Below are 24,207 nucleotides of genomic sequence, written 5' to 3' on the forward strand. Positions count from 1 at the left end.
GCCACAATACATGATCTATATTAAAAGTCACTTAATTATAGTATTCAAAAAGTGCTTAATCTATGCGCACCTAAAGTAAGGAGAAAGAGATTAAAAAGCCTGCTTTTTAATCTCTATAGTTAAAAGGATGGATATGGGTTTGACGTCAACAAGCTGTTTAAATGTTTGGTTTAGTTTGTGTGACTTATTCTATTTTTTCAAAAAAGCATCGGCGGCTTGGCGTCCTAAAGCAGGGTCATCGGTAAACACACCATCCACTCCAGCTTTAAAGAAAACTTCAAACTCAGCCAGCGCACCTTTTTCGCACTTTTCAGCGGCAATAGCGCTACAGTCTAAATAGTCTGCTAAGAAATTGTTTTCAGGGCGTAGGGTATAAGGATGTACTTTTAAGCCCACTGTATGTGCATCGTTCACAAAACTGGTCGGGGTCGCCGGCTGAGTATTGGGCACGATATAGGTTTTACTTGGCCCAACACCATGTGCATAACTTGCGACGTCTTTCAGTCCTTGAGGTGTTGCCATATCACTATAGCGGAGTGTTGATTTGGCAAGCACAGCATCGGCAGGTTGTTCGGAGTTACCGCCATAGAGTTGAATAATTTTGGCATGTTGAATCGATTTTAATTGATCTAACTGTTGACGCATCTGTTTTAAGTTGCTGACTTCAAATGACTGGATATAGACTGGTGCAATGTCACGACTATAGCTGTGTTTGGCCAGCGTGGTTAATAGGCGTTGCTCCATGGCCAAATTGAGACCTTGGAAATAGCTGGGATGTTTGGTTTCGATATACAGGCCCACAATTTTTCCTGTCTTTTTATAGTGCGCATCTACGAGTTCAATAATTTCATCTAAAGTGGGCAGATCAAATTGATCATTATATTGGGCATTTGCTGGACGAATCTCTGGAATACGTTCTCGTGCCTTCAGTTGCTTCAGCTCGTTTAAAGTAAAGTCTTCAGTAAACCAACCTGTGTAAGTCACGCCATCAACGACTTTACTGGTCTTCCGTTCTGCAAACTGCGGCAAGCTGCTGACATTGGTGGTTCCTCCGATTTCATTTTCATGGCGAGCGATTAAATAACCGTCTAGAGTTGGCACCAAATCAGGCTCAATAAAATCTGCACCATCATCAATTGCTTTTTGGTAAGCGGCTAAGGTATGTTCAGGGCGTAGCGCGCTGGCGCCGCGATGTCCAATAATAAGCAATGCAGGCTCAATGTATTCGGCGTTGTTTGATGGTGGCTGGGATGCTGCATTGTCTTTCTCATCATGATGACAGCCCAATAAACTTAAAAAAATAAAACTCAATAATGTTCTTTTTAACATGTGTTCCTCAACATTTTATTGTGGTGTTGCGGACTCAGTGTTCAATTTTAATATCTCAGATTAATGACAAATTGCGAAAAATTACAGGATGTCATCAATTGGTCAAAAAGCTTTCTTCATAGTTTCTTCATATTTAGCTCTAATGTTCTATTTCATGTTGTTAAGTCTTGTTTTTTAATGATTCGTCATAGAAGATCAAGCATAAAGTGATACCAGTTTCTAGATCTAGCCTCAGACCCAAGAGTACCGCAGACCCATGCTGTCTAAATTTTTTATTCATCGTCCAATTTTTGCTGGTGTGCTGGCGATTATCGTGATGGCATTTGGTTTATTTGCCACCTTTCAGTTGCCTGTAGAGCGCTACCCCGATATTGCACCTCCGCGAATTACGGTGAGTGCAACATATACAGGCGCGTCGGCAGAGACGGTGGAGGAGAGCGTTACTCAGGTTTTAGAACAGCAAATTAAAGGGATTGATCATTTACTGTATTTTAGTTCGAGCAGTGACTCGAATGGCCGTAGTCGAATCAGCATTAGTTTTGAGAATGGAACTGACCCAGATACCGCTCAGGTGCAAGTTCAAAATGCCATCAATGGAGTGATTAACCGTCTACCAGAAGATGTACAGCGTCAAGGAGTCAATGTCTATAAATCGCTTGGCGATACGCATATGGTGATTGGCTTATATGACCAAACAGGCAAAAGCAGCAATATTGCACTGTCTGATTATATGATGACGCATTTGGAGCAAGATTTAGCCCGTATTGATGGAGTTGGTGAGGTTGATGTTTTTGGTGCGCAGTATGCCATGCGCTTATGGCTGAATCCGCACAAATTGCGTCAATATGGACTGATGCCAAGCGATATACGTGCAGCGGTTGAAGCGCAAAATACGCAAGTGGCCGCAGGGGCAATTGGTGAGTTACCCAGCCTGTCAGACCAATATTTAAATGCCAAAGTCACCTCCGGTACACGTCTAAAAACCGTTGAAGAATTCGAAAACATCATTGTCAAATCGACCCGCGATGGCAGTTTTATTTATTTAAAAGACGTCGCACGGGTGGAACTGGGCGCGGAAAATTACCAGTCATTTAATACCATTAATGGTTTTCCTTCAGCGGGGATGGGCATTTCACTGTCTTCAGGGGCTAATGCATTGGCAACTTCTGCATTGATTAAGCAAGAGGTTGCCTGTTTATCTTCTAAACTGCCTGAAGGCTATCAAATTGTTTATCCACGTGATAACACGCCTTTTGTGCAAGAGTCGATTAAGGAAGTGGTCAAAACACTGTTTGAAGCAGTGCTTTTGGTGATTGTGGTCATGTTTGTCTTTTTGCAAAATTGGCGTGCAACGCTGATTCCGACCATCACTGTGCCTGTTGTAATTTTAGGCACGCTTGCCATTCTGTATGTGCTCGGCATGAGTATCAATACCTTAACCTTATTTGCATTGGTCTTAGCCATCGGGCTTTTGGTGGATGATGCGATTGTGGTGGTGGAAAACGTTGAACGGCTGATGCATGAACAGCAGATGAGTGCTCAACAAGCTTCGATTGCATCGATGCAGGAAATCAGTGGGGCATTGATTGGGATTACTTTGGTGTTAACCGCAGTGTTTATTCCCATGGCCTTTTTCGGTGGTTCGACAGGAGTGATCTACCGTCAGTTTTCAATGACCTTGGTTGCTGCCATGGCGCTATCGCTGCTGGTCGCATTGATATTGACGCCCGCGTTGTGCGCCTTAATTTTAAAACCCAATGATAAATCGGCACGATGGGCAACTTGGTTTAATCTGAAGTTGGATCAGTTAAAACAGCGTTATTTAAAGTTGAGTACGCAGACCATTCAGCACAGTAAAATCATGCTGGTGGTTTTTGTGGCGTTGATTGCCGTCTTTTCGCTGTTTTATCGGGCTTTGCCGACCAGTTTTATTCCCAGTGAAGATCAGGGCATTTTAAGTGTTCAGTTTAAACTGGCCGATGGTGCACCATTGAGTCAAAGCCGTGTGGTGGGAGAAGAAATTCGCCAATACTTTTTAGATAAAGAACAGGCCAATATCAATTTAGTGATGATCCGCTATGGTCGTAATTTCTCGGGGACGGGACAAAATTTAGGTCAAGGTTTTATTGCGCTGAAACATTGGAATGAACGTAAGGGGAAAGAGAACTCCGCACAAGCGATTCGAGAACGGGCAATTGCTCATTTTAGATCGCATCGAAATGCACAAATTAATGTAAATATGCCGTCTTCAGTCAGTGGCTTAGGGCAAACTGATGGCATGGAGTTTTGGATACGCGATATCAATGGCGAAGGTCGTGCCTATTTAGAAGCACAGTTCAAAACTTTGCAGGAAGCATCCAAGCAGTATTCTAGTTTTAGCAATTTAGATAAACGTTCTAACCCAGATAAAGCCGAACTCAAAGTCGATGTGAACCAAAAGCAAGCTTTGGCCAATGGACTCAGCCAGACCGCCATTAATAGCACTTTATCCAGTGCTTGGGGTGGAAGTTATATCAATGACTTTATTGACCGTGGTCGGATTAAGCGGGTAATTATGCAAGGGGATGCCGAATTTCGTTCAAAACCTGATGATCTTCAAGCATGGACCGTACGTAATGATCTGAACCAAATGATTCCTTTTACAAATTTTGCTCAAGTATCTTGGAGTGGAGGCCCTGAGGTAGTGAATCGCTTTATGGGCTATACCGCACTAGAAATGGAGGCGGATACAGCACAAAATGTTAGTTCTGGACAAGCCATGCAAGACGTACAAAACATGGTACGAGGGCATGATGGTATAGATTTGGCTTGGAGCGGGTTATCGTTCGAGGAAAACAAGTCCAATAACCAAGCATTGCTGCTGTATTTGGTCTCCATAGGCTTTATCTTTTTATGCCTTGCTGCACTTTATGAAAGTTGGAGTATTCCAACTGCAGTCATGAGTGCGATTCCACTCGGTATCGGTGGCAATATTTTGTTCAGTTATCTGACGGGTTTTCCGAATGATATTTACTTTCAAATTGCCTTGCTGACTACAATTGGTCTGTCCTGTAAAAATGCGATTTTAATTGTGGAATTTGCTTCACTGGCGCAGCAAAAAGGCCAAACCGCAATTGAAGCTGCCTTGGAAGGCGCAAGCTTACGGTTACGCCCGATTTTAATGACGTCTTTGGCTTTTGGCGCGGGTGTTACACCTCTGGTCTTTGCTTTTGGTGCAGGGGCCGCAAGTCGTCAGGAAATTGGGGTGAGTGTACTTGGTGGCGTGATTTTTGGCACGGTGTTGGTATTGCTGTTTATTCCTTTAATGTATGTCTTGGTTCGCCGTGTGTTTCATGGACGAACACCTCAGGACGAGGTTTAAGATCGAATCCGAAACATTCGTGTGCAGTCTGAATAGGCAAAGCGAACCTTTAACCCAATCAGGCTGAAAGGCCTGACATTTAAAGATCGTTTGCTATACTCGCATAGATAAAGAAAACAATATTTGAGTGGTGTATGCCAAATCCGTCATTTTCACAGCAAGATTTCCAAGAGCAATTAAATCAGCCCGATAACCATGCTTTTATTCAAAGTTTGAAACAGTACAGCACTGCGTATTTGGCTGATATTTTAATGGGCCTGCCTATAAATGACCAAATTCGGCTATTGGAACAATTACCACAAGCCAGTTATGTCTTTGAGTTTTTAGCATTAACCCAGCAGCAGCAGCTAGCAGCGCAATTGCCTCAGGCTTTGCTGGTGAAGCTACTGGCTCATATGCATTCGGATGACCGTACTGATTTATTTCAAAGCTTGGCACAAGAGGTTCAAGGTCAGATTTTTCCGCAGCTAGATGCGCATGTTCAAGCCCAGCTGAATGATTTAATGCACTATCCAGCTGAGTCTGCGGGTGCAATTATGAGCACTGAAGTCATTACGGTACATGCCGAAATGACCATGCAACAGGCGATTCAACATATACGACAGCATGCAGCGGAAAGTGAAACTTTATATCTCATCTATGTGACCGATGCCTCGCGTTATTTACACGGGGTGATTTCGCTGCGGCAAATTATTCAGTCTCCGCCTGAGCAATTGATTGGACAGGTTATGACCAGCCATGTCATTACGGGTTTAGTCAGTGAGGATCAGGAAAGTATTGCACAGAAACTGGCTCATTATGATTTTATGGCTTTGCCCATTGTCGATGAGCAGCAGCGTCTATTGGGGATTGTGACTTATGACGATGCAATGGATGTGGTGCAACAAGAAACCACAGAAGATATTCTAAAAAGTAGTGCGGTTGCGGCCAGTCCGCAGATGAGTATTAAAACGGCTCCAATCCTCTTACTGTATCAGAAGCGGGTGTTTTGGTTGGTGTTTCTGGTTTTTGGCAGTTTACTCTCGGGGCTAGGAATTGCACACTTTGAAGACTTGATTGCGGCACATATCGTTTTGGTATTTTTCCTTCCTTTACTGGTGGGAAGTGGGGGAAATGCGGGGTCACAGTCCGCCACTTTAATGGTACGTGCACTGGCAACTGGCGACGTACATTTTAAAGACTGGTTTTATTTGCTAGGGCGTGAAAGTCTGGTTGCGCTGTGCTTGGGTGGAACCATGGCAACGGCAGTCTCCATTTTGGGCTATTTCCGTGGGGATATTCTGGTCGCTGTAGTATTGGCACTGAGTATGATGGGCATTGTGTTGATGGGTTGTTTGATTGGTATGAGTCTGCCGTTTATCTTAAACCGCATGAAACTCGACCCAGCCAGTGCATCCGCACCTTTGGTCACCTCAATTTGTGATGCGTCAGGCGTGGTGGTATATCTGCTGATTGCATCGCAAATTCTGACCTTGTCTTAAGCTAATAAGTAATTGTTTCAGCACAAAGTTAGCACAGAAAAAAGTCATGAAAACCAGCATAATTCAGTGGTTTTATGATGTTAAAGTGGTTGAAATGATGGAGGTCAGTAACAACATGCCTGAACCCTTAGAACAAAAAAAAATGAGCCAGCAAGATGTCATTCGGTTAGAGCGTGATTTGGCCAAATATGCCAATATGATGGACTCTGTGGTGCGTATTCCGTTCACCAAGCAGGGTGTCGGTGCCGATGCCGCATTGAGTACTGTTCCGATTGCTGGGGATATCGCAGGTTTTGCCCTAACGTGTTATGCCATTTATAAAGCCAAGCAAATTGGCGTGCCGCAAGAGAAATTGAGCCCTGTATTGAAGCTGGCTATGATTGACGCTGTGGTCGGTTTTATCCCAGTGTTAGGAACATTGTTTGATATTTTTATACGTCCGAGTCGTAAAGCACTGGATGTGGTTCATGACCATATTCGGGAAGAATACCAAATTCATTCAGAGCATCATGTGACGCATCCTTTTCTCCATGAAAAATTGGAAAAGAAACAGCAACAGTCCGCATTTTGGCGAAACCCAGTAGTGGCATGGCTTTGGCTACACATCCCCGATTTGTTTGGCCTGATCTTTTTGGTGTGTTTTATGGGCTTATTGTGGTGGGGTGGTAGTGTGATGTGGCATTGGTTACAGGGACTAAACTTAGGATAGCCACTCATGAAATTTGAAGGTCAGATTACGGCAAATTTGCCAGCGATTGATTTGGCGTGCACTTCTTCATTTTATCAAAGCTTGGGCTTTAATCTGGTTTATCAGTCCGCAGAGTGGATGATTCTGCGTTTGGGCGAAATGACACTGGAATTTTTCCATCATCCGCATTTAGACCCAAATAGTTCATGGCATAGTGCCTGTATTCGCGTAGCGGAAATTCAACCCTATTATGAATACTGGTCTAAAGTGAATTGGTCGTTGTGGGAAAGCGCTCGTATGACCGATATTCAGGATTTTGATGAGATCCGCCAGTTTTGCATCATTGACCCAAATGGCAGTTTATTACGCTGCATCGAAGTGACGATTGAATGAAAATGTTCTTATGCCGAGTCACAAAAAAGCCTCCATGCGGAGGCTTTTTCAAATCTAGTGAACGAATTGTTTATGGACAATCGAGCTGTTGTAAAGCAGCAACACGTTGTTCAATCGTTGGGTGGGTTTGGAACAAAGCAGCTAAACTAAAGCCTTGCTCTTGACCTGCCGCGATCGCAAACGCTTTCATTTCTTTAGGCATCGCATCTGGAAGTTGTGACTCGGCTTGTAAACGTAACAAGGCTGAAATCATTGCTTGTTTGCCTGCAAGACGCGCGCCTGCTTCATCTGCACGATATTCGCGGTAGCGGGAGAACCACATCACGATTGCAGAAGCTAAAATACCAAAGACAATATCAAGCACGATGGTAATGGCAAAATAAGCTAAACCTGGTGCTTCACCGTCTTCACGACCAAAGACATTACGGTCAATGAAATCACCTGCGACACGTGCAAAGAACATCACAAAGGCGTTCACGACACCTTGAACCAGCGCCAAAGTCACCATGTCACCATTGGCCACGTGACCAATTTCGTGAGCCAAGACTGCGCGAAGCTCGTCTTTATTCATACGCTCAAGTAAGCCGGTAGAAACTGCAACTAATGCATCGTTCTTGTTCCAACCTGTAGCAAAAGCATTAGATTGGTAAGACGGGAAAATACCGACTTCTGGCATTTTAATACCAGAACGTTGCGCCAATTGAGCGACTTCTTGTAACAACCATGCTTCAGCTTGGTTGCGCGGGGCATTGGGGTCAATTAACTCTGTACCAGTTGTTTTTTTCGCCATCCATTTTGACATGAATAGAGAAATCATTGAGCCAACCATACCAAAGACAAAACAGATAACCAGTAGGTTACCTAGATTTAAGCCACCCGCGCCATGGTAACTACCGACACCGAAGAGTGACAAGATAATGCCAGCTACAACCAGTACCGCGAGGTTGGTTAGCAAGAACAAACCAATCCGCATCATTGAGAAAATCCTCTTATAATAAAAAAATAATCTGATTTATAAATCGAAAATCATTGATCTCAATATGAGGTGAAACTCATCAAAATTCAAGAAAAAATAATAAAACTGCTATAAAAATTATTCTGAAATTTGGATGCGGGCAGAGGCGGTTGCATTGGCCGTGGCATAGGAACCAGGCGCATCAGTAAAACTGCCATCAGCTGCGAGGATAATTTGGCGTGAAGGTGCGCTACGACTCACACTGAGTTGTGTGCTTGGAGAAGAGTCTGCATCGTAATGTGTAGATTGCGCAATGACTTGAGCATTGGCTGGTGTGTTATTTGAGCCTGCAGAAATGTTGATCCCGCCCGCATATAGATTGCTATAACGGCTACTCACGCGGCGAACATAGTCTTGAGTTTCACGGAAGGGTGGAATACCGCCGTACTTTTGTACATTGCCTTCGCCAGCATTGTAGCCTGCAAGCGCAAGACTGGTGTTGCCGTTAAAGCGTTTCATCAGCCATGCTAAATACTTGGCACCTGCATTTATGTTCTGCTGTGGATCATATGCATTAGAGACATTAAAGCGCCGTGCTGTCGCAGGCATGAGTTGCATAAGACCCTGAGCCCCAACAGGTGAGCGTGCGTTGACATTAAAGCCTGATTCGGTATGCATAACTGCTTTAATTAAGCCTTCAGAAACGCCGTGGGTTTGAGCCGCTTGGCGAATAATGTGGTCAAAAGCATTTTTGTTACGACTATAACTGGGCAACACGGAAGATTCAGAAGCCCCCCAGTTACTATAACTGTGGATATTACTGTCTGGATAATAGGTTTTCTTTTCGACTTTTAAGTTGCTATAACGACTTTGTTTATTGGTTAACAAGGTCGTGCCGTTGGAATCTTTCAATTGGTAGATAGTTTGACCCGCGTGACAATCTAGTGCCATAAACGAAATCGTCATACACCCCAAAACGTAAAAACGACTCAAAAGCAGCTTATTTTTCATTATCTATTATTAATCGTAAAAAAATCGATGTCAGTACTAGAAATGAGTTTAGCAAAAAAAGAACCGTCTGAAACTATTTTAAGTTTAAAAAATCCATGTCTTTGTAAAAATCAAGTCAAATTGTTGAGCAAGTAATCAAAAAAATAATTAATTTATTTTTAATGAGGATTGCTTGACTGGGTTAAGCTATTGAAATTTAATGGTAAATAAATTGATCAAAAAATGATCAATTTAAATAGAAGCCTTAAAGAGTGGGGGGGACACCCTGTCAAGTCGATTAGAATCCACAAAGTTATCCCCAGCTTTTGTGGAAAAATGTGGAAAAGTCCAAAACATAAGCAGTTCAGCTAAAATATGAACGCAATCGTTCAAAGTTAAACCGATTTCAATACATGAATATGACAGCAATGACAATTCATGAGAATTTACATTCTTTAGGTGCGAGATGGCTGTGAATCGGATAAAATTGCGCGGTATTTTTTTTAAGGTTTAACTCGTCTATGTTCTCGCCAGTTGAGTCCAATCAGGGATTTAATTTTAAACCAGAACTACCCACTAGCTCTGCGTATTATCGTCTGTTGAAAAAGTTACGCCGTCAGGTGGGTCATGCCATTCGCGATTTTAAAATGATCGAAGAAGGCGATAAAGTGATGGTCTGCATTTCCGGTGGTAAGGACAGTTATACCTTGCTCGATATTATGTTGCAGTTTAAACGCATTGCACCGATCAATTTTGATGTGGTGGCTGTGAATTTGGACCAGAAGCAACCGGGTTTCCCTGAGGACGTGTTACCACGTTATTTAGAAGAGAATAATATTCCCTACTATATCTTAGAAAAAGATACCTACAGCATCACCAAACGCTTAACGCCTGAAGGCAAAACCTACTGTGCAGTTTGTTCACGCTTACGCCGTGGCTCTTTATACGGCTTTGCGCAAGAAATTGGCGCGACCAAAGTGGCGTTGGGCCATCACCGTGATGATATCTTGGCGACTTTCTTCTTGAACTTATTCCATGGCGGCAGCTTAAAGGCGATGCCTCCTAAATTGTTATCGTCAGATAAAAAGAATATCTTGATTCGCCCACTGGCTTATGTGGAAGAAAAAGACATCATTAAATATGCTGAAATGCGTCAGTTCCCGATTATTCCGTGTAACTTGTGCGGTTCTCAGGAAAATCTGCAACGTGCCATGTTAAATGACATGTTACGTGAGTGGGATAAAGCACATCCAAAGCGTTTACACAGTATTTTTGGCGCCTTGCAGAATGTTTCGCCATCGCAGTTGGCAGATCGTGAGTTATTCGACTTTGAAGCGTTAGATAGCGAACGTGAATTCGACTTTAAAGGTGAAAGTTGTTCAACGGAAGATGAACCGGAGAACAAACGCATTAACATGGTTAATCTTGGCTTTGCAGCAGACTAATTTTGTCAGTTAAGCCAATGCAAAACACCAATCAATGATTGGTGTTTTTTTTATGTGGATGATTTTGATAAACTTTGTATAAGAAATATAAAATATGAACGGTACGTACAAAAAACTTTAGGCACATGCAGGATATACATGCTATAACAATCTCCGAGCGTATTTAGCTTCACAATGATGCCGTCTGGATAGGCAGCACACAACGAACAAAGAATTGAGGAAACATCATGCCTGCTTTTTTAACTGATGATTGGTTTTCAACTGTAGAAACATTAACTGCTCAAGCGGGGAATTTGAACCTGCCGCCAGCACTTGCGAATCTTGCAATTAACTTAGTTGTTGCTGACAATGCGGGTAATACCGAATTATCTTTAGATGGCGGCGCAATTAAAAAAGGTTTGTCTTCGAACGCGAAAACAACTTTGAACATGGATGCTGAAACACTACGTAAAGTGTTCCTTGAGTTTGATATGGCTGCAGCAATGCAAGCGTTCATGACGGGTAAAATAAAAGTTCAAGGCGATATGTCACAGTTGATGGCATTACAAACAGCGAAGCCAAGCCAAGAGCAAAAAGATTTATTTAAGAAAGTGCTTGAGCAAACGGCTTAAGTGTTCTGAAATAAAAAAAGCTTACCTTTATAGGTAAGCTTTTTTTATGCCGATAGAGAGGATCTTTTAGATATTGACCAGCTGCGGCGTGGTTTTAATGTGCTCAAGATAAGCTCGGATACGCGTCACATACTGTAGTGCTTGACGGTAACGGCCATTCTTTGTTTGGTTCTGTTGTAAGTAAGCATACAAATTGAGCCAGTTATTTGGGTCTTTACCTTGTGCTTGAATCCGTTTTTGAATCTGATTCACCGCACCCGGTCCCATATTGTACGCAACCAATGCATACCAGTTACGGTCAGGGAAGGGAATATCATCATAGCGACTCAGCATTTGGTCGTAGTACTTAGCACCACCTTGAATGCTTTGCGCAGGATCGGTACGGTTACTTACACCCATGGCTTTGGCTGTGCTATTGGTCAACATCATCAAACCACGTACACCCGTGGGAGAAACGGAGTTTGGTTTAAGATAAGACTCTTGATAACCAATCGCTGCCAATAAGTGCCAATCTAAATCGTACTTTTGCGCTGTGCTTTTAAAACTGGCCTTATAGATTGGCATACGCTGACGCAAATCGCGTTGAATCGTATTCCAGTTTTCAGGCTTCACGACATTACGGTTGTAAAAAGAGGCCAATTGACCAATTGAACCAGATTGTTTACCACGGCAGACAAATCCGCTCGCCGTTTGCGTTAATGGATCATTCGCATGTTTAAATACCCAGTTCAGCTCAGTATTGAGGCCATTTTTACGTAAAACGTTTAAATCACCACAAGTTGCAGAAAAGGTTGCGAGACTTTTTTGCTCAATCGTTTGAACACTTGCCGTCGTCATTGCAAAATTTGCTTTGCCCTGTGCGACCCATTTCAGTGCTGTAGCGTTATCGGGGACGGTTTTGAAGTCTAGCTTTACATTTAAGCTGTCTGCATAGTTACGTGCAAGGTCATAACCAAAACCATGCAAATGCTGACCATCTTTAAAAACGGTCGTTGGGTTTTCCACTGAAACGACAGTCAATTTATTATGATTGACGACGTTATCATATTGGTAGGTCTTACTTGCATTAATACTATGAAATGGAATTAACAAAGTACTTAAAGCAAGGGCTTTCAACGGGAGAGAGAAAGTTAATGAATTAAGGCAAAGCCTCGATCCAGAAGTTGAACTACTGTGCATGTTGTCTCCGCTACAAGTAATTTATGCCCTAGAACGCAAAGGCAAAAACATGCCTTAAAACGAGTTCAAGTTGTCTAAATTCAATAAGAGGTTGGGCATTCATGACGTCATTCAAAATGACATGGGATTAAGAAGATTATGTAGAAAAACTACATAGATTAAAAAATAGGCAACTAATTTAAGATGTGCGCATAATATATAGCAATTTTAAAAGTGTCAAATTTTGTGCAATATTTTTTTGAAAAATGTAACATAACAATTTAATTTAATTCAGGAATTTATTTTATAAACTTCTGTTGTGGAGAAATAAGGGATAAAATAATCCTTTGTTGTAAATCAATAAGCAGATTTAGACGGCATTCATCATGAAATCAAACTTAATTACACGTGCTGGTCACGACAAATTGGTGGCGGAATTAAAGCAGCTTTGGCATGAAGAACGTCCTGAAATTACCAAGAAAGTAAACTGGGCGGCGAGCCTTGGCGACCGTAGTGAAAACGCGGATTATCAGTACAACAAACAGATCTTACGTAAGATTGATCGACGGGTTCGCTACTTGGGAAAACGCCTCGAAGAACTTCGTATTATCGACTTTTCTGAAGAGCAGGCTGGCAAGATTTATTTTGGGGCTTGGGTCGAAATTGAAAATGACGCAGGGGAGCAAAAAACCTTACGCATCGTTGGGGTGGATGAAATTTATGATCATCACCCGCAGCACATCTCCATCGACTCGCCGATGGCACGGGCTTTACTGTCCAAACAAGTCGATGATGAAATTGAAGTGTTGACGCCAACTGGAAAAAAACACTGGTACGTCAATTCAATTCGTTATGACATACCTGAAAGTTCAGAGAACTAAAAGATTTTGTTTTAATTTTAGCCACTTGGTGTGATTTTTGAAGAAAAGTATTTGCCAAGTAGATTGAATGTTTATATGATGTCGCCCATGGAAGCGTGGCAGAGCGGTTTAATGCACCGGTCTTGAAAACCGACGAGGGTGTGAGTCCTCCGTGAGTTCGAATCTCACCGCTTCCGCCAAATTCAAAAACCCTGACTAAGTCAGGGTTTTTTTTATGCCTTTTTTAAAGTTAATTTTTAAAAGATGCCAGAGTTATTGATCAATTTTCCATCCTATAGAGGCTGTAAATTTAATATCTTATTGAGATTGAACATTTTTTAGCTGAATAGTGGCTTTTTGCAGGCCGTGAGATGAAAAATATTTGCCAAAAAATATTTTTATTTATATGATAGCGCCCATGGAAGCGTGGCAGAGCGGTTTAATGCACCGGTCTTGAAAACCGGCATACGTTAATAGCGTATCCAGGGTTCAAATCCCTGTCTCTCCGCCACATTTAGAACTAACCCACTGTTTTACAGTGGGTTTTTTCGTTTTTAAGCATTTCAAAGATGATCGGTCGATCAAAAAATCATTCAAAAATAAGAGTCGTTAGCAGTTGTTAGTTTTAGCAGGTCCTAAAACTCTCTACAAGAGTCGCTATGAAGTATTTAGTCATAAGCACCACCCAGATAACCATAACAGCGTTAAACGCTGCTTATGGCACATACAGCTCTTTTCAAGCAATCAAATAACTCTATTTACAGTAATATGTATAAACAAGTTATTTAATGAGACTTGAATTTACCTGAAAATATGATAAATAAATTAATGTAAAAAACTATTTTAAAGGAGAAATAATGAGTATTAAACATGTTTATATATCAGCAATTGCTAACAAAGAAAATACAGATGTTGAACTTGTAAGAAATTGGGCATTGATGTTATTAATGAATATCGAAGTACAAACAGAATGGAAAAGAACATCTGATTTTTTTAAGGGCTTTATGTGCCCACCAATTTCAGCAGAAACATTAGATTATATAGATAATGAGATTTTACACAATGAAACTGATGTTATTGAAGCAGAAAGTTTACTTTATATTTTTGAAAAAGCAGAACAAGAATGTAATAAATATGTTGAATATATTCACGACATTCAAAACATCATTAATAAATACCAAAATCTTTAAAAGCTACAAATCAAAGATTTGTTACTCAAAAAAAGAAGAATATAAAGGCATTCTTCTTTTTTTCGAGCTTCATTTTAAAGACCCATTCTATTTTTTACTCTTTGAGTAAATGTTTGCTTTTGTGTTTGTTTTTCATTTTCTGGTTCATCAATTTCAATTTCTTCTGTAAACTCATTTTTTATAGATTTTTGAGATTTTAAACGTTCCTTTCTCTTTTCTTCTTCTTGGGTTTTTTTAGCAGTTTGACGTTTTAACCAATTTGGATTCTTCTTTTCAATTTCTTTTTTATATGCGTTATTTTCTTTCAATAAATCATCTATAAACTCTTTTACATCACGATAAAAGTCCAATGTTGATTTTGAAATTGAACGTAAGTTTGCAATTCTATCTTGAACCACATCACTTTGAATAATGTTATACAACCATTCTTGATTATTACGGATTTTAGTATTTATTCGTTTCAATTCCTTTTGAGCAAGTTTTGTTTTCTTCACAGCAGCCGCTTTTTTTGTCTCAGCAGCAGCAACTTCATTCAAAACATTGCTTTTAGCAGCCTCAGCAGCACTCAGAGCCTCTTGTTCTGCTTTTCTTTGTCGTTGTAGCTCATTAGCTTTATCGATACGTTCCTGAGCCTCTGGCACTTGATTGATCTTCTTTTGAGCAAGCTTTGTTTTTCTTTGCCATTCTTCTTGTCGTGCAATATGTTGAGGTTTTGACGGTTTACGCCTGCGTCTACCTCCTTTTTTCTTCTCAGAGCTTATATATTGAGGGTTATTTTTCATTCTTTTCTCAAACTGTTGCTTATCTTCAATTTCTAATTGATTTTTTTCTTCTTCACTTAAACGATCACATTTTGGAATATAATCTTGTGGTTTTAATTTTAAAGTATCTAATACAGCTTTATCATACGCTTTTTTTATATAGTTTTGTCCAGCCGTTTGATTTAACATCTTTAAATAATTACCACCTTGTATATTGCTTGTAATTATGTGTAGATGTGAAGCCTCTTCAAAATTATCTTCTTCATTATGAATAACAGCAACAGAATTATTTTTAAACATATCAGGATTTAATCTAATAGCATTATATTTTGCAACATTAGCTCTATTTTCTTCTTTAATGTGTTCAACGCCTTTATTTTCTTTTCTTTGTTGATTTTCATTGATGAAATGGCTTTGTTGCACAAAGCTGTTCGTAAGGTCTGATTCAGCAATATAATTCTGAGATGAATAAGCCTACACCTAAAATTTATCGTACAACCAATTGGTCTTCATATAACCGAGCACTCATTAATCGTGGAAATATTTCGATTTGGTTTGATCCTCAGACTCAATGGTATGCTCAATTACAAGGTAAACAAGGACGAAATCAAACCTACTCAGATAGAGCAATTCAATGCTGTTTGATGATCAAATGTCTATTTCGACTTTCTTTACGTATGGTTACAGGCTTTGTGCAAAGTCTTATTCAACTCTGTGGTTTAAGTTGGACGGCACCAGATTATTCCACACTCTGCAGAAGACAAAAGCAAATTGATATTGAGATAAGCTATCAGCAAAGTCATGGTGAACTACATCTACTTGTAGATTCAACTGGCCTGAAGTTTTTAGGTGAAGGTGAATGGAAACGCAAGAAACATCAACCTGAATACCGTCGGCAATGGCGTAAACTGCATATTGGTATAGATGCTAAAACGCTGCAAATACGGGCAGTTCAGCTCACGACGAATAATGTCAGTGATTCACAAGTACTTGGTAATTTACTTGATCAAATTCCACCAGATGAACAGATTGATTCAGTCTATACAGATGGGGCTTATGACACAAAAGAATGCCGTCAGGTTATTGCAGATCGACAAGCGCATGCGGTGATTCCGCCAAGAAAAAATGCGAAGCCTTGTAAGGATACAAAAGTTCATTCGCTAGAGCGAAATGAATTACTTCGTACTGTTAAACATTTAGGCAGGACACTATGGAAAAAATGGTCAGGCTATCATCGACGCAGTTTGGTTGAAACCAAGATGCACTGCATCAAATTATTAGGCGATAAATTAATGGCAAGAAGCTTTCCTAGTCAAGTGAATGAAATTCATGCTCGTGTAGCGGTCTTAAATAAATTTACACAAATAGGCCGACCTCATACCCAAGTTGTCACTTAAATTTGAGCGACTCAGGAAAGCTCTATCTTTAAAATCTTTATGCAACAAAGCCTGATGAAATTACAAAAATTCTCAATCGTCCTATTATAAATATCGTCCCATTCATCATTGCTTGGATGAATTAGATCTTCAGGCATTGATAAAACATAAGTCGTTGAAGTTTCAGGTGGTCTACCACCTCCATTTTCTTTTTGATGAGCAATATACTTTTCATTTTCAAAATATATTCTTTCATAAGTTTCTTTTACATTTTCAGTAAGTGAATGTATTTTTGACTTATAATGCGAGGCAGTATTTTCATTCAATAAGTAATCAATATGATTTTTTACTTTTGTAATTGTGTTATGTTTCCTCATTTGTTTGATAAAAAAATTCTTCATAATTAAAATCCTTGTTCTAATTATGTTTTATCATTTATTTTGCATCTTTCAAGTCTGAGATTTTTAGGATTAAGCAAGATAGCCAAACCTTGCAGGTTCGTCAGTCGTTTCACTCCTTGCTACTTGGCATGGGACACCCCTACAACCCAAAAAATCAAAGATTTTTTCAACCGCTAACGCTCTCGATTTTTTCAAAATCTCACTATATTACAGAGAAAATTTTTGCTTGTCTGTAAAAGGAAAGATCTCATTGTTTCAACCAAAAATCGGTTAATCCATTAAATTCGACCAATTCCCCAAAACCTCCCAAAAAAAGATAGTCTTTTTCTCTCCATTCGGTGATTTTTTATATTCAAATGGTCGGACTTTGCTTATTCGGTACTTAAAGTGATAATTGATTTATCATTTTCAAAAACAAACTTTCTTTTTTCGTGGGTTCATCGTTTTGATATTTTATATCCGTACTTAGATTTTATTTCAAATACTTAAAGCATTAGCTCTTTATATAAAACCATTGTTTCATCAACAATCTTTTTGTGATTTTCATTATAAATAATAAAATTAATGCCTCCACCTAAAAAAGTAAAAGAATTATTCTTTATTTCTATTGTTTCTGATAGTTCCACTCGATGAATTTGGTCTAATTAACAATTTTAATCACGCTATCAAATTCTATTTTTAACTCTTTTAGTTTCTCTTGTTCTGTTCTTTGGGGTTTTTATATTCAGCCATTTCCCTCACCTTTAATTAAAGTATATTTAAAAAGCCTTGACTTATTATCAACTGATGATAAAACATTATTAGAAATAAAAAAGTCACTGATTGAACAATGACTTTTAAGATTAAAACTTTATGCGGAAGTAATAATCCTTCAATAAACAATAAATCATTAATGTTTATTACTGTCAATAGCAACTTAAAAATTACTTCCGCATCAACTAAAAATAGTTGATGTTTTTTGTTTTAATCCAAATGAATTTTGGAATAAAGATGATTTGGAATTTGTTTGTTTCAGCCATTACAAGGATCGCCGAGAGTGGCAACCTGCGAGGATACTCGTTTTAATTAAAAACAAACGGTCTATGAATAAAGACATTAACGTTAGAGTAATACCGCCCAGATGCTCAAGAGCTTTGAAAGTAGCTTCAAATCAGGGTTAATTAAAACATAGAGTAGTTAGAGAGGGTTCGGTGGAGGATACTCAATTATTTCCTTTAAGTCTCTAAAAGCAACCATGAAAACTGAGTTCAAGGGTTGCCTGTCAATGGTCACAGGATGATCAAAAAGCAGAAGTCTGATTATGCACTATAAGCTATATTTTTTAAGCTAATGTGTAGGGGCTTGGTTTTTCTGTCTTTTGGTCCAAGGATATAAGAAAGATAATAATAAAGAGTAAGACTAAAAGACAGAAGTAATATCATTTTTATAAAATAATGTATATTTGTTATTTCATATGTATATCATCAATATTGACAATAAAGACCTTGCCGAAATTTTTTAGTTGTTTAAGCTCCCATGGTGGATTTTCTATTATGACGTTTACAACACCAAGCTTAATATAATCCGTCGGATAATAAGTCCACCCTGAATATTCGTGTGAATCAAACGCTTTATATTGTTCCGATTGACCAAGTGTTGTTATTTTTTTATTTACATTTATTTTGTTGAAAAAATTGCTTTCTTTAAATTTTGTCTCTTTGATATAGTCATGCATTTCTTTAAGGATTTTTTCTTTTTCTTTTTCCCGTGCTTCTTTAGGTAAGTCATGTAACATATTGTCAATTTCTGACATATCAAAGCTTTCACTGCTTAACCCTCCATGAAATCCGATAATTGCCTTATTCGATATATACTTGTATTTCCCAGAAGTAAAGATATAGTTCGCACAAGAGGATAAACAGTAATCTTTTACTTCTACATTCAAGTTATTATCATATATCCAATTACCTAATTCCATTCCCAGTCCTACATCACCACCATCACTGGATATTGAAATTGTCTTTGGTTTTATTGTAGAGTTTTTATATAGTTCAAATGTTTCTATATTTGCTTCATGAGTTAGTGTGCCATTATAAAAAATAGTTTCTTTTTCCAAAGAAACTTGTGTAATATTTTCCTGATTAGCAAAGCATATTGGACTAAATGCTAACATTAGCATAGTATTTAAAAATTTGTTTTCCATGAAACATCCTTACATATTAGTTAATTCAACACATATGACCTTTAAATCTTTCAATAAGTTCCCCTTTAATATTCGTAGAAATGACGCAACTATGTTATAGGTATGTTAATGCATTTGTTCCATTTAGCAGATACTATCATAGATGCATATCATCTAATGTAGTTATTGTTCTTTTAAACAAATCCGCCTTTCTTTTTTCAAATTGTTCATCGATTTCTTTTGGAAGTTCTTTCTCAATTGCGACTTTATTACGAACAAGTGCAGTTCGAGCCTGTCTTGTCATTACGGTGATATGGGAATAGTGTTTTTCTATCATTGTTACGCTCGTTCCTGCATTTTCTGCAATAAGAGGTAGGTCTACACCTTGCTCGATAGAAGTAGTGATATAACTATGTCTGAGTGAGTATAGCGTTAGATCTTTATCTTTTGGCAGCTTCCCAATACCTTTTAGATGGTCTACCCACTTTTTAAAAATTTTCGGATAGGTTGGGCTTTGACTATAAACCGTTGAAAAAATCGTCTCATTTGGTTTGTTATATCTCAAATATTCGATTATTGACCGTTTTGACCTGTTTTTTACGATCTTTGGATGTTTTAACTTAGCGACACCGATCAAACAATCTTCTGCAAAAAGATCAAAGAGCACATTACGATTATTTTTTTTATAATCCTTTGTTTTTCCATCTTTAATAGTCGCATATACATCACCAAATGAAGTAAAATTAAGATCTGACCATTTTATACCGAGCGCTTCAAATCCAGCACGAACTCCTGAATGATAAAGAAAGGAGATGTAATGAACTGCCATATGTTGAGTATGTTTTCCTTTACCATGTGCTTTATTTATCTCAGTTAGACCAAAATTAGCAACTTTTGTAAATTCATAGTAAGAAAAGTGATCTCTCCTCGATTGGGTTAGTTTTCCAACTTTAATTTTTTTTATATCGACAAGCTGATCAGCTTTAATCTGTTTTTTCTCTAATGAACGGTCTTGTATCGCTGTAAAGCAATACCGAGTCGCAACAAGTTGAGTCGTGGAAAACGGTTGATTTTCTTCAAAATATCTACGAATTTCTGCAATGTTTAGATCATGTGGTTTAGTTTTTGAATCATAAAAAGCTCTAATTTTTTTGAACAGTCTGATTTGAGTTGCATATTTTCCATCTCTACCGTCCTGTTTAACCTTTGCTTGTTCTTTCTCATGTTCATCAATTAGCTTATCAATGATTTTATAAAGTGAAAGGCGTTCTTGTGTTTGTGGAAACGGTATGCCATTCTCTAACATTAGTTCGTGAAAATGATATTGCGCTTTTGCTTTTGCAATTGCTTCATCAAGATCGGACGTTTTAAGCGAAAATTGGCATTTTTTATGACCATCGAACTTAATGTAAACACTGTAATTTTTACTTTGTGGCAGTTTACGGATCGACAATCCAGATTGGATTTTTATGCTTTTTGTAGACATTTTAAACCTTAAAAGTTGTTAGTTTAGTTGTTAGTCACCAATAACTTTCTTATAAATGTATGATTATATTCTTAAAATATGGAATTATCCATCAATCTTGAAAACCGACGAGGGTGTGAGTCCTCCGTGAGTTCGAATCTCACCGCTTCCGCCAAATTATTTTTAAATACAAATTAAAACTAATCATTAATCGATGACTCAAGTTTAAGTTGGGCCATTACGTCAAGTAGTGTGGGGCACACCACATAGATCGGCAGTGATCAAATTCTAAAAAAAGCAGCCAGACCTTCTCTTGTTGCTTTTTTTATTTAAGGCATTTAAGCCTTTTTTATAACTATTTAGCTATATTGAGCTGTCCAACCCGCTCCCTTTTTAGATTCGCTATTCGTTTCAGACAAGCAGTTAATAGAATGGACTGTGTAGCAGTCATTTCTGTAGATCAGATTTTAATTTCATCTGTGTGGTTTTAGCATCCGTCGTTCGGCCTATCTAGCAACTCATTACATATACGTTGGAAGGGCTATTGAATGGTGTTCTCCTGTATTTGATTCATCTGATATTTCCTTCATTAAATAAGCAAAGGTGACTTGAATATTTTTACAGATTCTATAAATTAGGTAGATCGATCTACTTAGTTGAGTGTGATGAATACGAAAACCGCGAAACAGAAAATTTTAGATGCAGCCGCTATTTTGTTTTATAACGATGGCATCACCAGTACAGGGATTAACAGCATTACCGATAAGGCCAAAGTTGCCAAAATGTCCTTATATAATAATTTCCCGACCAAGGCTGACTTGATCACCTCTTATATAGAAGCACGGCATCAAGAGTGGTTAGATTTGTATGCGCTTCGAAACCAACAGGCACATACCCCTATTGATAAAATTGTCGCGGTTTTTGAAGCCTATCAAGACCATGCTGAGTTTGCCTATGAAAAAGGCTTTAGGGGCTGTGGTTTGTTGAATGCTGCTGCTGAGTTCCCAGCGCACAGCGCCGAGCGCTTGGCTGTGAAAGCGCATAAGGATGAAATTGAAAACATTATCTCTACACAGCTTGCCTATATCATTTTGGATGCAGACAAGGTTAAACAAATGGCTTTGTTGTTGTCTTTTATTCTAGAGGGATCGATTGCGCGAGCAGGCTTGGAAAGCTCGAGTGAAAAAGTGCAAGCTGCAACAGCGATGGTGAAAACACTTTTAGCACAGGAAATTAGCACGTGAATCAGTCTGTTTCTGTAGTACCAAAATATGGTTTTATTGCAGTGCTGTTCGCTGCTTTTCTATGGGGAACGACGGGCACAGTCGCATCTTTTGCACCTAACTTGAGTCCTTTGGCGGTTGGCGCTGCGGCAATGGGCGGTGGTGGACTGTTACAGGCACTTTTAGCGCGAAAAAGTATTATCTACCATCTGGCACATATCAAAGCCAATGCTGTGATGCTCGCTGTAGGCGTAATTGCGGTTTTTATTTATCCCTTGGCCTTTTATTCATCTATGCACTATGCAGGCATAACCATTGGGACGGTCGTGTCGATTGGTACGGCGCCTTTATTTACCGCACTTTTAGAAAGGGTGTTTGACCGAAAAGCACTTTCAATGACATGGCTGATGAGTTTCGTCTTGGGGGTGACGGGCGTTGCGCTACTTTCACTCGGGGAATCACATGCTGTAGCAACCACGGAGAATCTGTCCCAAAACCGACCAATGTTGGGTATTGCTTTAGGGGCGGTTGCGGGATTGACCTATGCTTTATATTCTTGGGCGGCAAAACGAATGATTGACCGAGGGATGGATGCAAAAGCGTCTATGGGGCTCATCTTCGGACTTGGCTCTTTATTATTACTTCCGACTTTATGGATAACAGGTTCAAACTTGTTTGAAGAAAACATCAACCTTTATGTCGTGGGGTATATGATGTTGATCCCCATGTTTTTGGGCTATGTTTTATTTGGATATGGCTTAAAAACTGTGCCTGCGAGTAAAGCCATTACCTTGACCTTATTTGAACCTTTGGTTGCTGCTGTTTTTGCAATCCTGTTGGTGGGAGAGCAACTTGCACCAATCGGCTGGATTGGGATGGTTTTAATTTCAATTTGCTTAGCATTGCAGACTAAAGCAAAGTAAATTTTTTGCTTCAGACATTCGTTGGCGCATAAAACATATTTGCCGGGTGTCGGGAAATTTGATGCCTAGTTGGACTAAGCATCAATCTTATTTCAGTGAAATTGGCTATACACCTTAAATCTTTATAGGTATTTAAGAATGCGAATGTGTTTGTTTTTATGTTTAAAGGCTGAAAATTTCAACATCAAGGGATAGAGAGCTACAGTTAAAATAATCGAAATGAGCCATAAGGTGGAGACATGATCGACGCCAAAGTATTCGCCATGGGTCGTGCCAAACAGTGCGACTGCAATGAGATAGAGGGCTTTGAGCACATATAAGTGTACGATATAGAAAAACATCGGCACGGAACCAAAGATAATCAAGGGTTTGACCCAAGGTTTACTTTCAACCCTTTGAAGTAACACTAACAGAACTAAGCCTAGCCCGACATTCCACAAAATAAACAGCAGCGATGGTGGATACTTGGTCAAGTTCAAAAAACTCATAACGGTTTCAGTGCTGGTCGGCATGACTGACCATGCTTGGTCGCCATAGAGATTGATCATTCTTAAAACGATAAATAAGCTGATACTGGCAAGCCCGAAGCCTAACAAGATTTGACTTCTTTTTGCGACATCGTATGTACTGTTAAATATGGTATGACCGATGCAATAGCCAAGGGTAATCACCCCAATCCAAGGCAGTACTGGGTAAGAGGTTCTAAAACGAATCAGATCTCCAAATTCGATCCAACCACGTTCATGTAAAACAAACCACAGATTTTGCAGGATCGGCATCTGCGAAAATGACACTTGATCCAGCGCATTATGTCCATAAATAATGCTGAGACTGATCACCCAGAGCCATTTTTGCGATAGCCCAATCAAGCCTGCTAAAACCACCATACTCAGACCAATGGCCCAAATTACTTGTAAATAGATGACATCGGGCGGGAACTGTCCAGTCCAAGCGAAGTTGATAATGATCAGTTCGAGAAAAATCAGAAATAGACCGCGTTTGAGTAAAAATTCACGTGTCATTTGAGCGCTGTTGTTTTTTGCTTGGTAAAGATAAGCCGATAAGCCTGTTAATACCACAAAAACAGGTGCACATAAGTGAGCCAAGATCCGGCTAAAGAAAAGGGATTCTTCGGTTCCTGGAATCAGCATCGGGTCGGGGACTTGCTGGTGGAGATAAAAAGTTTCTCTGACATGATCGACCATCATAATCAGAATAACTAATCCTCTGAGGGCGTCAATCGCTTGTAAACGTTGTGAAGGTGTAGACATAAGATGAATTGAAAATTAGTGTTATGGTATAAAGTAACATTTATTTCAATCATTTATATCTGAAATTCAATCAGTAAAATTTATATGCAATCCAATGGTTCGAGATGAAGTATCAAAGGTAGATGCATTAATTTGTAGACGACTGGTCTATTATTGATTTATAGT

Annotated in this window: 20 protein-coding genes and 2 tRNA genes; 13 read left to right on the forward strand and 9 right to left on the reverse strand. The window is 39.2% G+C overall.

Features of this window, described 5'->3' with window-relative positions:
* Window positions 1-189: 189 nt before the first annotated feature.
* The gene (locus MF4642_RS03685) at window positions 190-1,329 is read right to left on the reverse strand and encodes a glycerophosphodiester phosphodiesterase (protein ID WP_078425334.1); all 1,140 of its coding nucleotides are present in this window, start codon (window positions 1,327-1,329) and stop codon (window positions 190-192) included.
* A gap of 256 nt (window positions 1,330-1,585) precedes the next feature.
* Here MF4642_RS03685 and MF4642_RS03690 point away from each other — a divergent pair, with 256 nt between their 5' ends.
* From MF4642_RS03690 to MF4642_RS03705, 4 genes are all read left to right on the forward strand, one after another.
* Window positions 1,586-4,690: a multidrug efflux RND transporter permease subunit gene (locus MF4642_RS03690; RefSeq protein ID WP_078425335.1), complete on the forward strand. Its 3,105-nt coding sequence runs from the start codon at window positions 1,586-1,588 to the stop codon at window positions 4,688-4,690.
* Between the two features lie 134 nt (window positions 4,691-4,824).
* On the forward strand, window positions 4,825-6,171 hold the full coding sequence (gene mgtE, locus MF4642_RS03695; protein WP_078425336.1) for a magnesium transporter: 1,347 nt from the start codon (window positions 4,825-4,827) through the stop codon (window positions 6,169-6,171).
* A gap of 115 nt (window positions 6,172-6,286) precedes the next feature.
* Window positions 6,287-6,880 (forward strand): DUF4112 domain-containing protein, encoded by a 594-nt coding sequence (locus MF4642_RS03700; protein WP_005400444.1) that lies wholly within the window; start codon window positions 6,287-6,289, stop codon window positions 6,878-6,880.
* Between the two features lie 6 nt (window positions 6,881-6,886).
* The gene (locus MF4642_RS03705; RefSeq protein WP_078425337.1) at window positions 6,887-7,252 is read left to right on the forward strand and encodes a bleomycin resistance protein; all 366 of its coding nucleotides are present in this window, start codon (window positions 6,887-6,889) and stop codon (window positions 7,250-7,252) included.
* 70 nt (window positions 7,253-7,322) lie between these two features.
* Here the strand turns inward: MF4642_RS03705 and htpX are convergent, their stop codons facing one another.
* Window positions 7,323-8,228 (reverse strand): protease HtpX, encoded by a 906-nt coding sequence (gene htpX / locus MF4642_RS03710; RefSeq protein WP_004695643.1) that lies wholly within the window; start codon window positions 8,226-8,228, stop codon window positions 7,323-7,325.
* Window positions 8,229-8,345: 117 nt separating this feature from the next.
* A complete protein-coding gene (locus MF4642_RS03715) occupies window positions 8,346-9,218 on the reverse strand; it encodes a lytic transglycosylase domain-containing protein (protein ID WP_078425338.1) in 873 nt (290 codons plus the stop codon).
* 500 nt (window positions 9,219-9,718) lie between these two features.
* Between MF4642_RS03715 and ttcA the strand changes: the two genes are divergently transcribed.
* Both ttcA and MF4642_RS03725 read left to right on the forward strand, forming a co-directional pair.
* Window positions 9,719-10,642 carry a tRNA 2-thiocytidine(32) synthetase TtcA gene (gene ttcA / locus MF4642_RS03720; RefSeq protein WP_004695645.1) on the forward strand — a complete coding sequence of 308 codons (924 nt, stop codon included), beginning with the start codon at window positions 9,719-9,721 and terminating at the stop codon, window positions 10,640-10,642.
* 227 nt (window positions 10,643-10,869) lie between these two features.
* On the forward strand, window positions 10,870-11,253 hold the full coding sequence (locus MF4642_RS03725; protein ID WP_004695646.1) for an SCP2 sterol-binding domain-containing protein: 384 nt from the start codon (window positions 10,870-10,872) through the stop codon (window positions 11,251-11,253).
* A gap of 66 nt (window positions 11,254-11,319) precedes the next feature.
* Here MF4642_RS03725 and MF4642_RS03730 read toward each other — a convergent pair whose 3' ends face one another.
* On the reverse strand, window positions 11,320-12,432 hold the full coding sequence (locus MF4642_RS03730) for a transglycosylase SLT domain-containing protein (protein ID WP_078425339.1): 1,113 nt from the start codon (window positions 12,430-12,432) through the stop codon (window positions 11,320-11,322).
* Between the two features lie 365 nt (window positions 12,433-12,797).
* Here MF4642_RS03730 and greB point away from each other — a divergent pair, with 365 nt between their 5' ends.
* The 4 genes from greB to MF4642_RS03750 all read left to right on the forward strand — a co-directional run bounded on the left by greB (window position 12,798) and on the right by MF4642_RS03750 (window position 14,461).
* Window positions 12,798-13,292: a transcription elongation factor GreB gene (gene greB, locus MF4642_RS03735; RefSeq protein ID WP_078425340.1), complete on the forward strand. Its 495-nt coding sequence runs from the start codon at window positions 12,798-12,800 to the stop codon at window positions 13,290-13,292.
* Window positions 13,293-13,381: 89 nt separating this feature from the next.
* Window positions 13,382-13,471 (forward strand) — tRNA-Ser (locus MF4642_RS03740).
* Between the two features lie 220 nt (window positions 13,472-13,691).
* Window positions 13,692-13,782: transfer RNA gene (locus MF4642_RS03745), tRNA-Ser, on the forward strand.
* A gap of 346 nt (window positions 13,783-14,128) precedes the next feature.
* Window positions 14,129-14,461: a hypothetical protein gene (locus MF4642_RS03750; RefSeq protein ID WP_078425341.1), complete on the forward strand. Its 333-nt coding sequence runs from the start codon at window positions 14,129-14,131 to the stop codon at window positions 14,459-14,461.
* A 74-nt stretch (window positions 14,462-14,535) separates the two neighbouring features.
* Here MF4642_RS03750 and MF4642_RS03755 read toward each other — a convergent pair whose 3' ends face one another.
* Window positions 14,536-15,645 carry a hypothetical protein gene (locus tag MF4642_RS03755; protein WP_078425342.1) on the reverse strand — a complete coding sequence of 370 codons (1,110 nt, stop codon included), beginning with the start codon at window positions 15,643-15,645 and terminating at the stop codon, window positions 14,536-14,538.
* A 41-nt stretch (window positions 15,646-15,686) separates the two neighbouring features.
* Here MF4642_RS03755 and MF4642_RS03760 point away from each other — a divergent pair, with 41 nt between their 5' ends.
* Window positions 15,687-16,619: an IS5 family transposase gene (locus MF4642_RS03760; RefSeq protein WP_078425343.1), complete on the forward strand. Its 933-nt coding sequence runs from the start codon at window positions 15,687-15,689 to the stop codon at window positions 16,617-16,619.
* An 11-nt stretch (window positions 16,620-16,630) separates the two neighbouring features.
* Here the strand turns inward: MF4642_RS03760 and MF4642_RS16635 are convergent, their stop codons facing one another.
* The 3 genes from MF4642_RS16635 to MF4642_RS03770 form a co-directional block, all read right to left on the reverse strand.
* Window positions 16,631-16,999: a hypothetical protein gene (locus MF4642_RS16635; RefSeq protein WP_101495435.1), complete on the reverse strand. Its 369-nt coding sequence runs from the start codon at window positions 16,997-16,999 to the stop codon at window positions 16,631-16,633.
* A 1,444-nt stretch (window positions 17,000-18,443) separates the two neighbouring features.
* Window positions 18,444-19,181 carry a peptidase gene (locus MF4642_RS03765; RefSeq protein WP_078425344.1) on the reverse strand — a complete coding sequence of 246 codons (738 nt, stop codon included), beginning with the start codon at window positions 19,179-19,181 and terminating at the stop codon, window positions 18,444-18,446.
* A 136-nt stretch (window positions 19,182-19,317) separates the two neighbouring features.
* The gene (locus MF4642_RS03770) at window positions 19,318-20,646 is read right to left on the reverse strand and encodes a tyrosine-type recombinase/integrase (RefSeq protein ID WP_078425345.1); all 1,329 of its coding nucleotides are present in this window, start codon (window positions 20,644-20,646) and stop codon (window positions 19,318-19,320) included.
* Between the two features lie 644 nt (window positions 20,647-21,290).
* Here MF4642_RS03770 and MF4642_RS03775 point away from each other — a divergent pair.
* The gene (locus tag MF4642_RS03775) at window positions 21,291-21,869 is read left to right on the forward strand and encodes a TetR/AcrR family transcriptional regulator (RefSeq protein ID WP_078425346.1); all 579 of its coding nucleotides are present in this window, start codon (window positions 21,291-21,293) and stop codon (window positions 21,867-21,869) included.
* Window positions 21,866-22,771 (forward strand): DMT family transporter, encoded by a 906-nt coding sequence (locus MF4642_RS03780; protein WP_078425347.1) that lies wholly within the window; start codon window positions 21,866-21,868, stop codon window positions 22,769-22,771. The genes MF4642_RS03775 and MF4642_RS03780 overlap by 4 nt, the downstream gene beginning before the upstream one ends.
* A 122-nt stretch (window positions 22,772-22,893) precedes the next feature.
* Here MF4642_RS03780 and MF4642_RS03785 read toward each other — a convergent pair whose 3' ends face one another.
* The gene (locus MF4642_RS03785; RefSeq protein WP_078425348.1) at window positions 22,894-24,042 is read right to left on the reverse strand and encodes a DUF1624 domain-containing protein; all 1,149 of its coding nucleotides are present in this window, start codon (window positions 24,040-24,042) and stop codon (window positions 22,894-22,896) included.
* Window positions 24,043-24,207: the final 165 nt, after the last annotated feature.

It is taken from the genome of Acinetobacter sp. MF4642 (assembly GCF_002018925.1).
In the GTDB taxonomy this organism is placed as follows: Bacteria; Pseudomonadota; Gammaproteobacteria; order Pseudomonadales; family Moraxellaceae; genus Acinetobacter; species Acinetobacter johnsonii.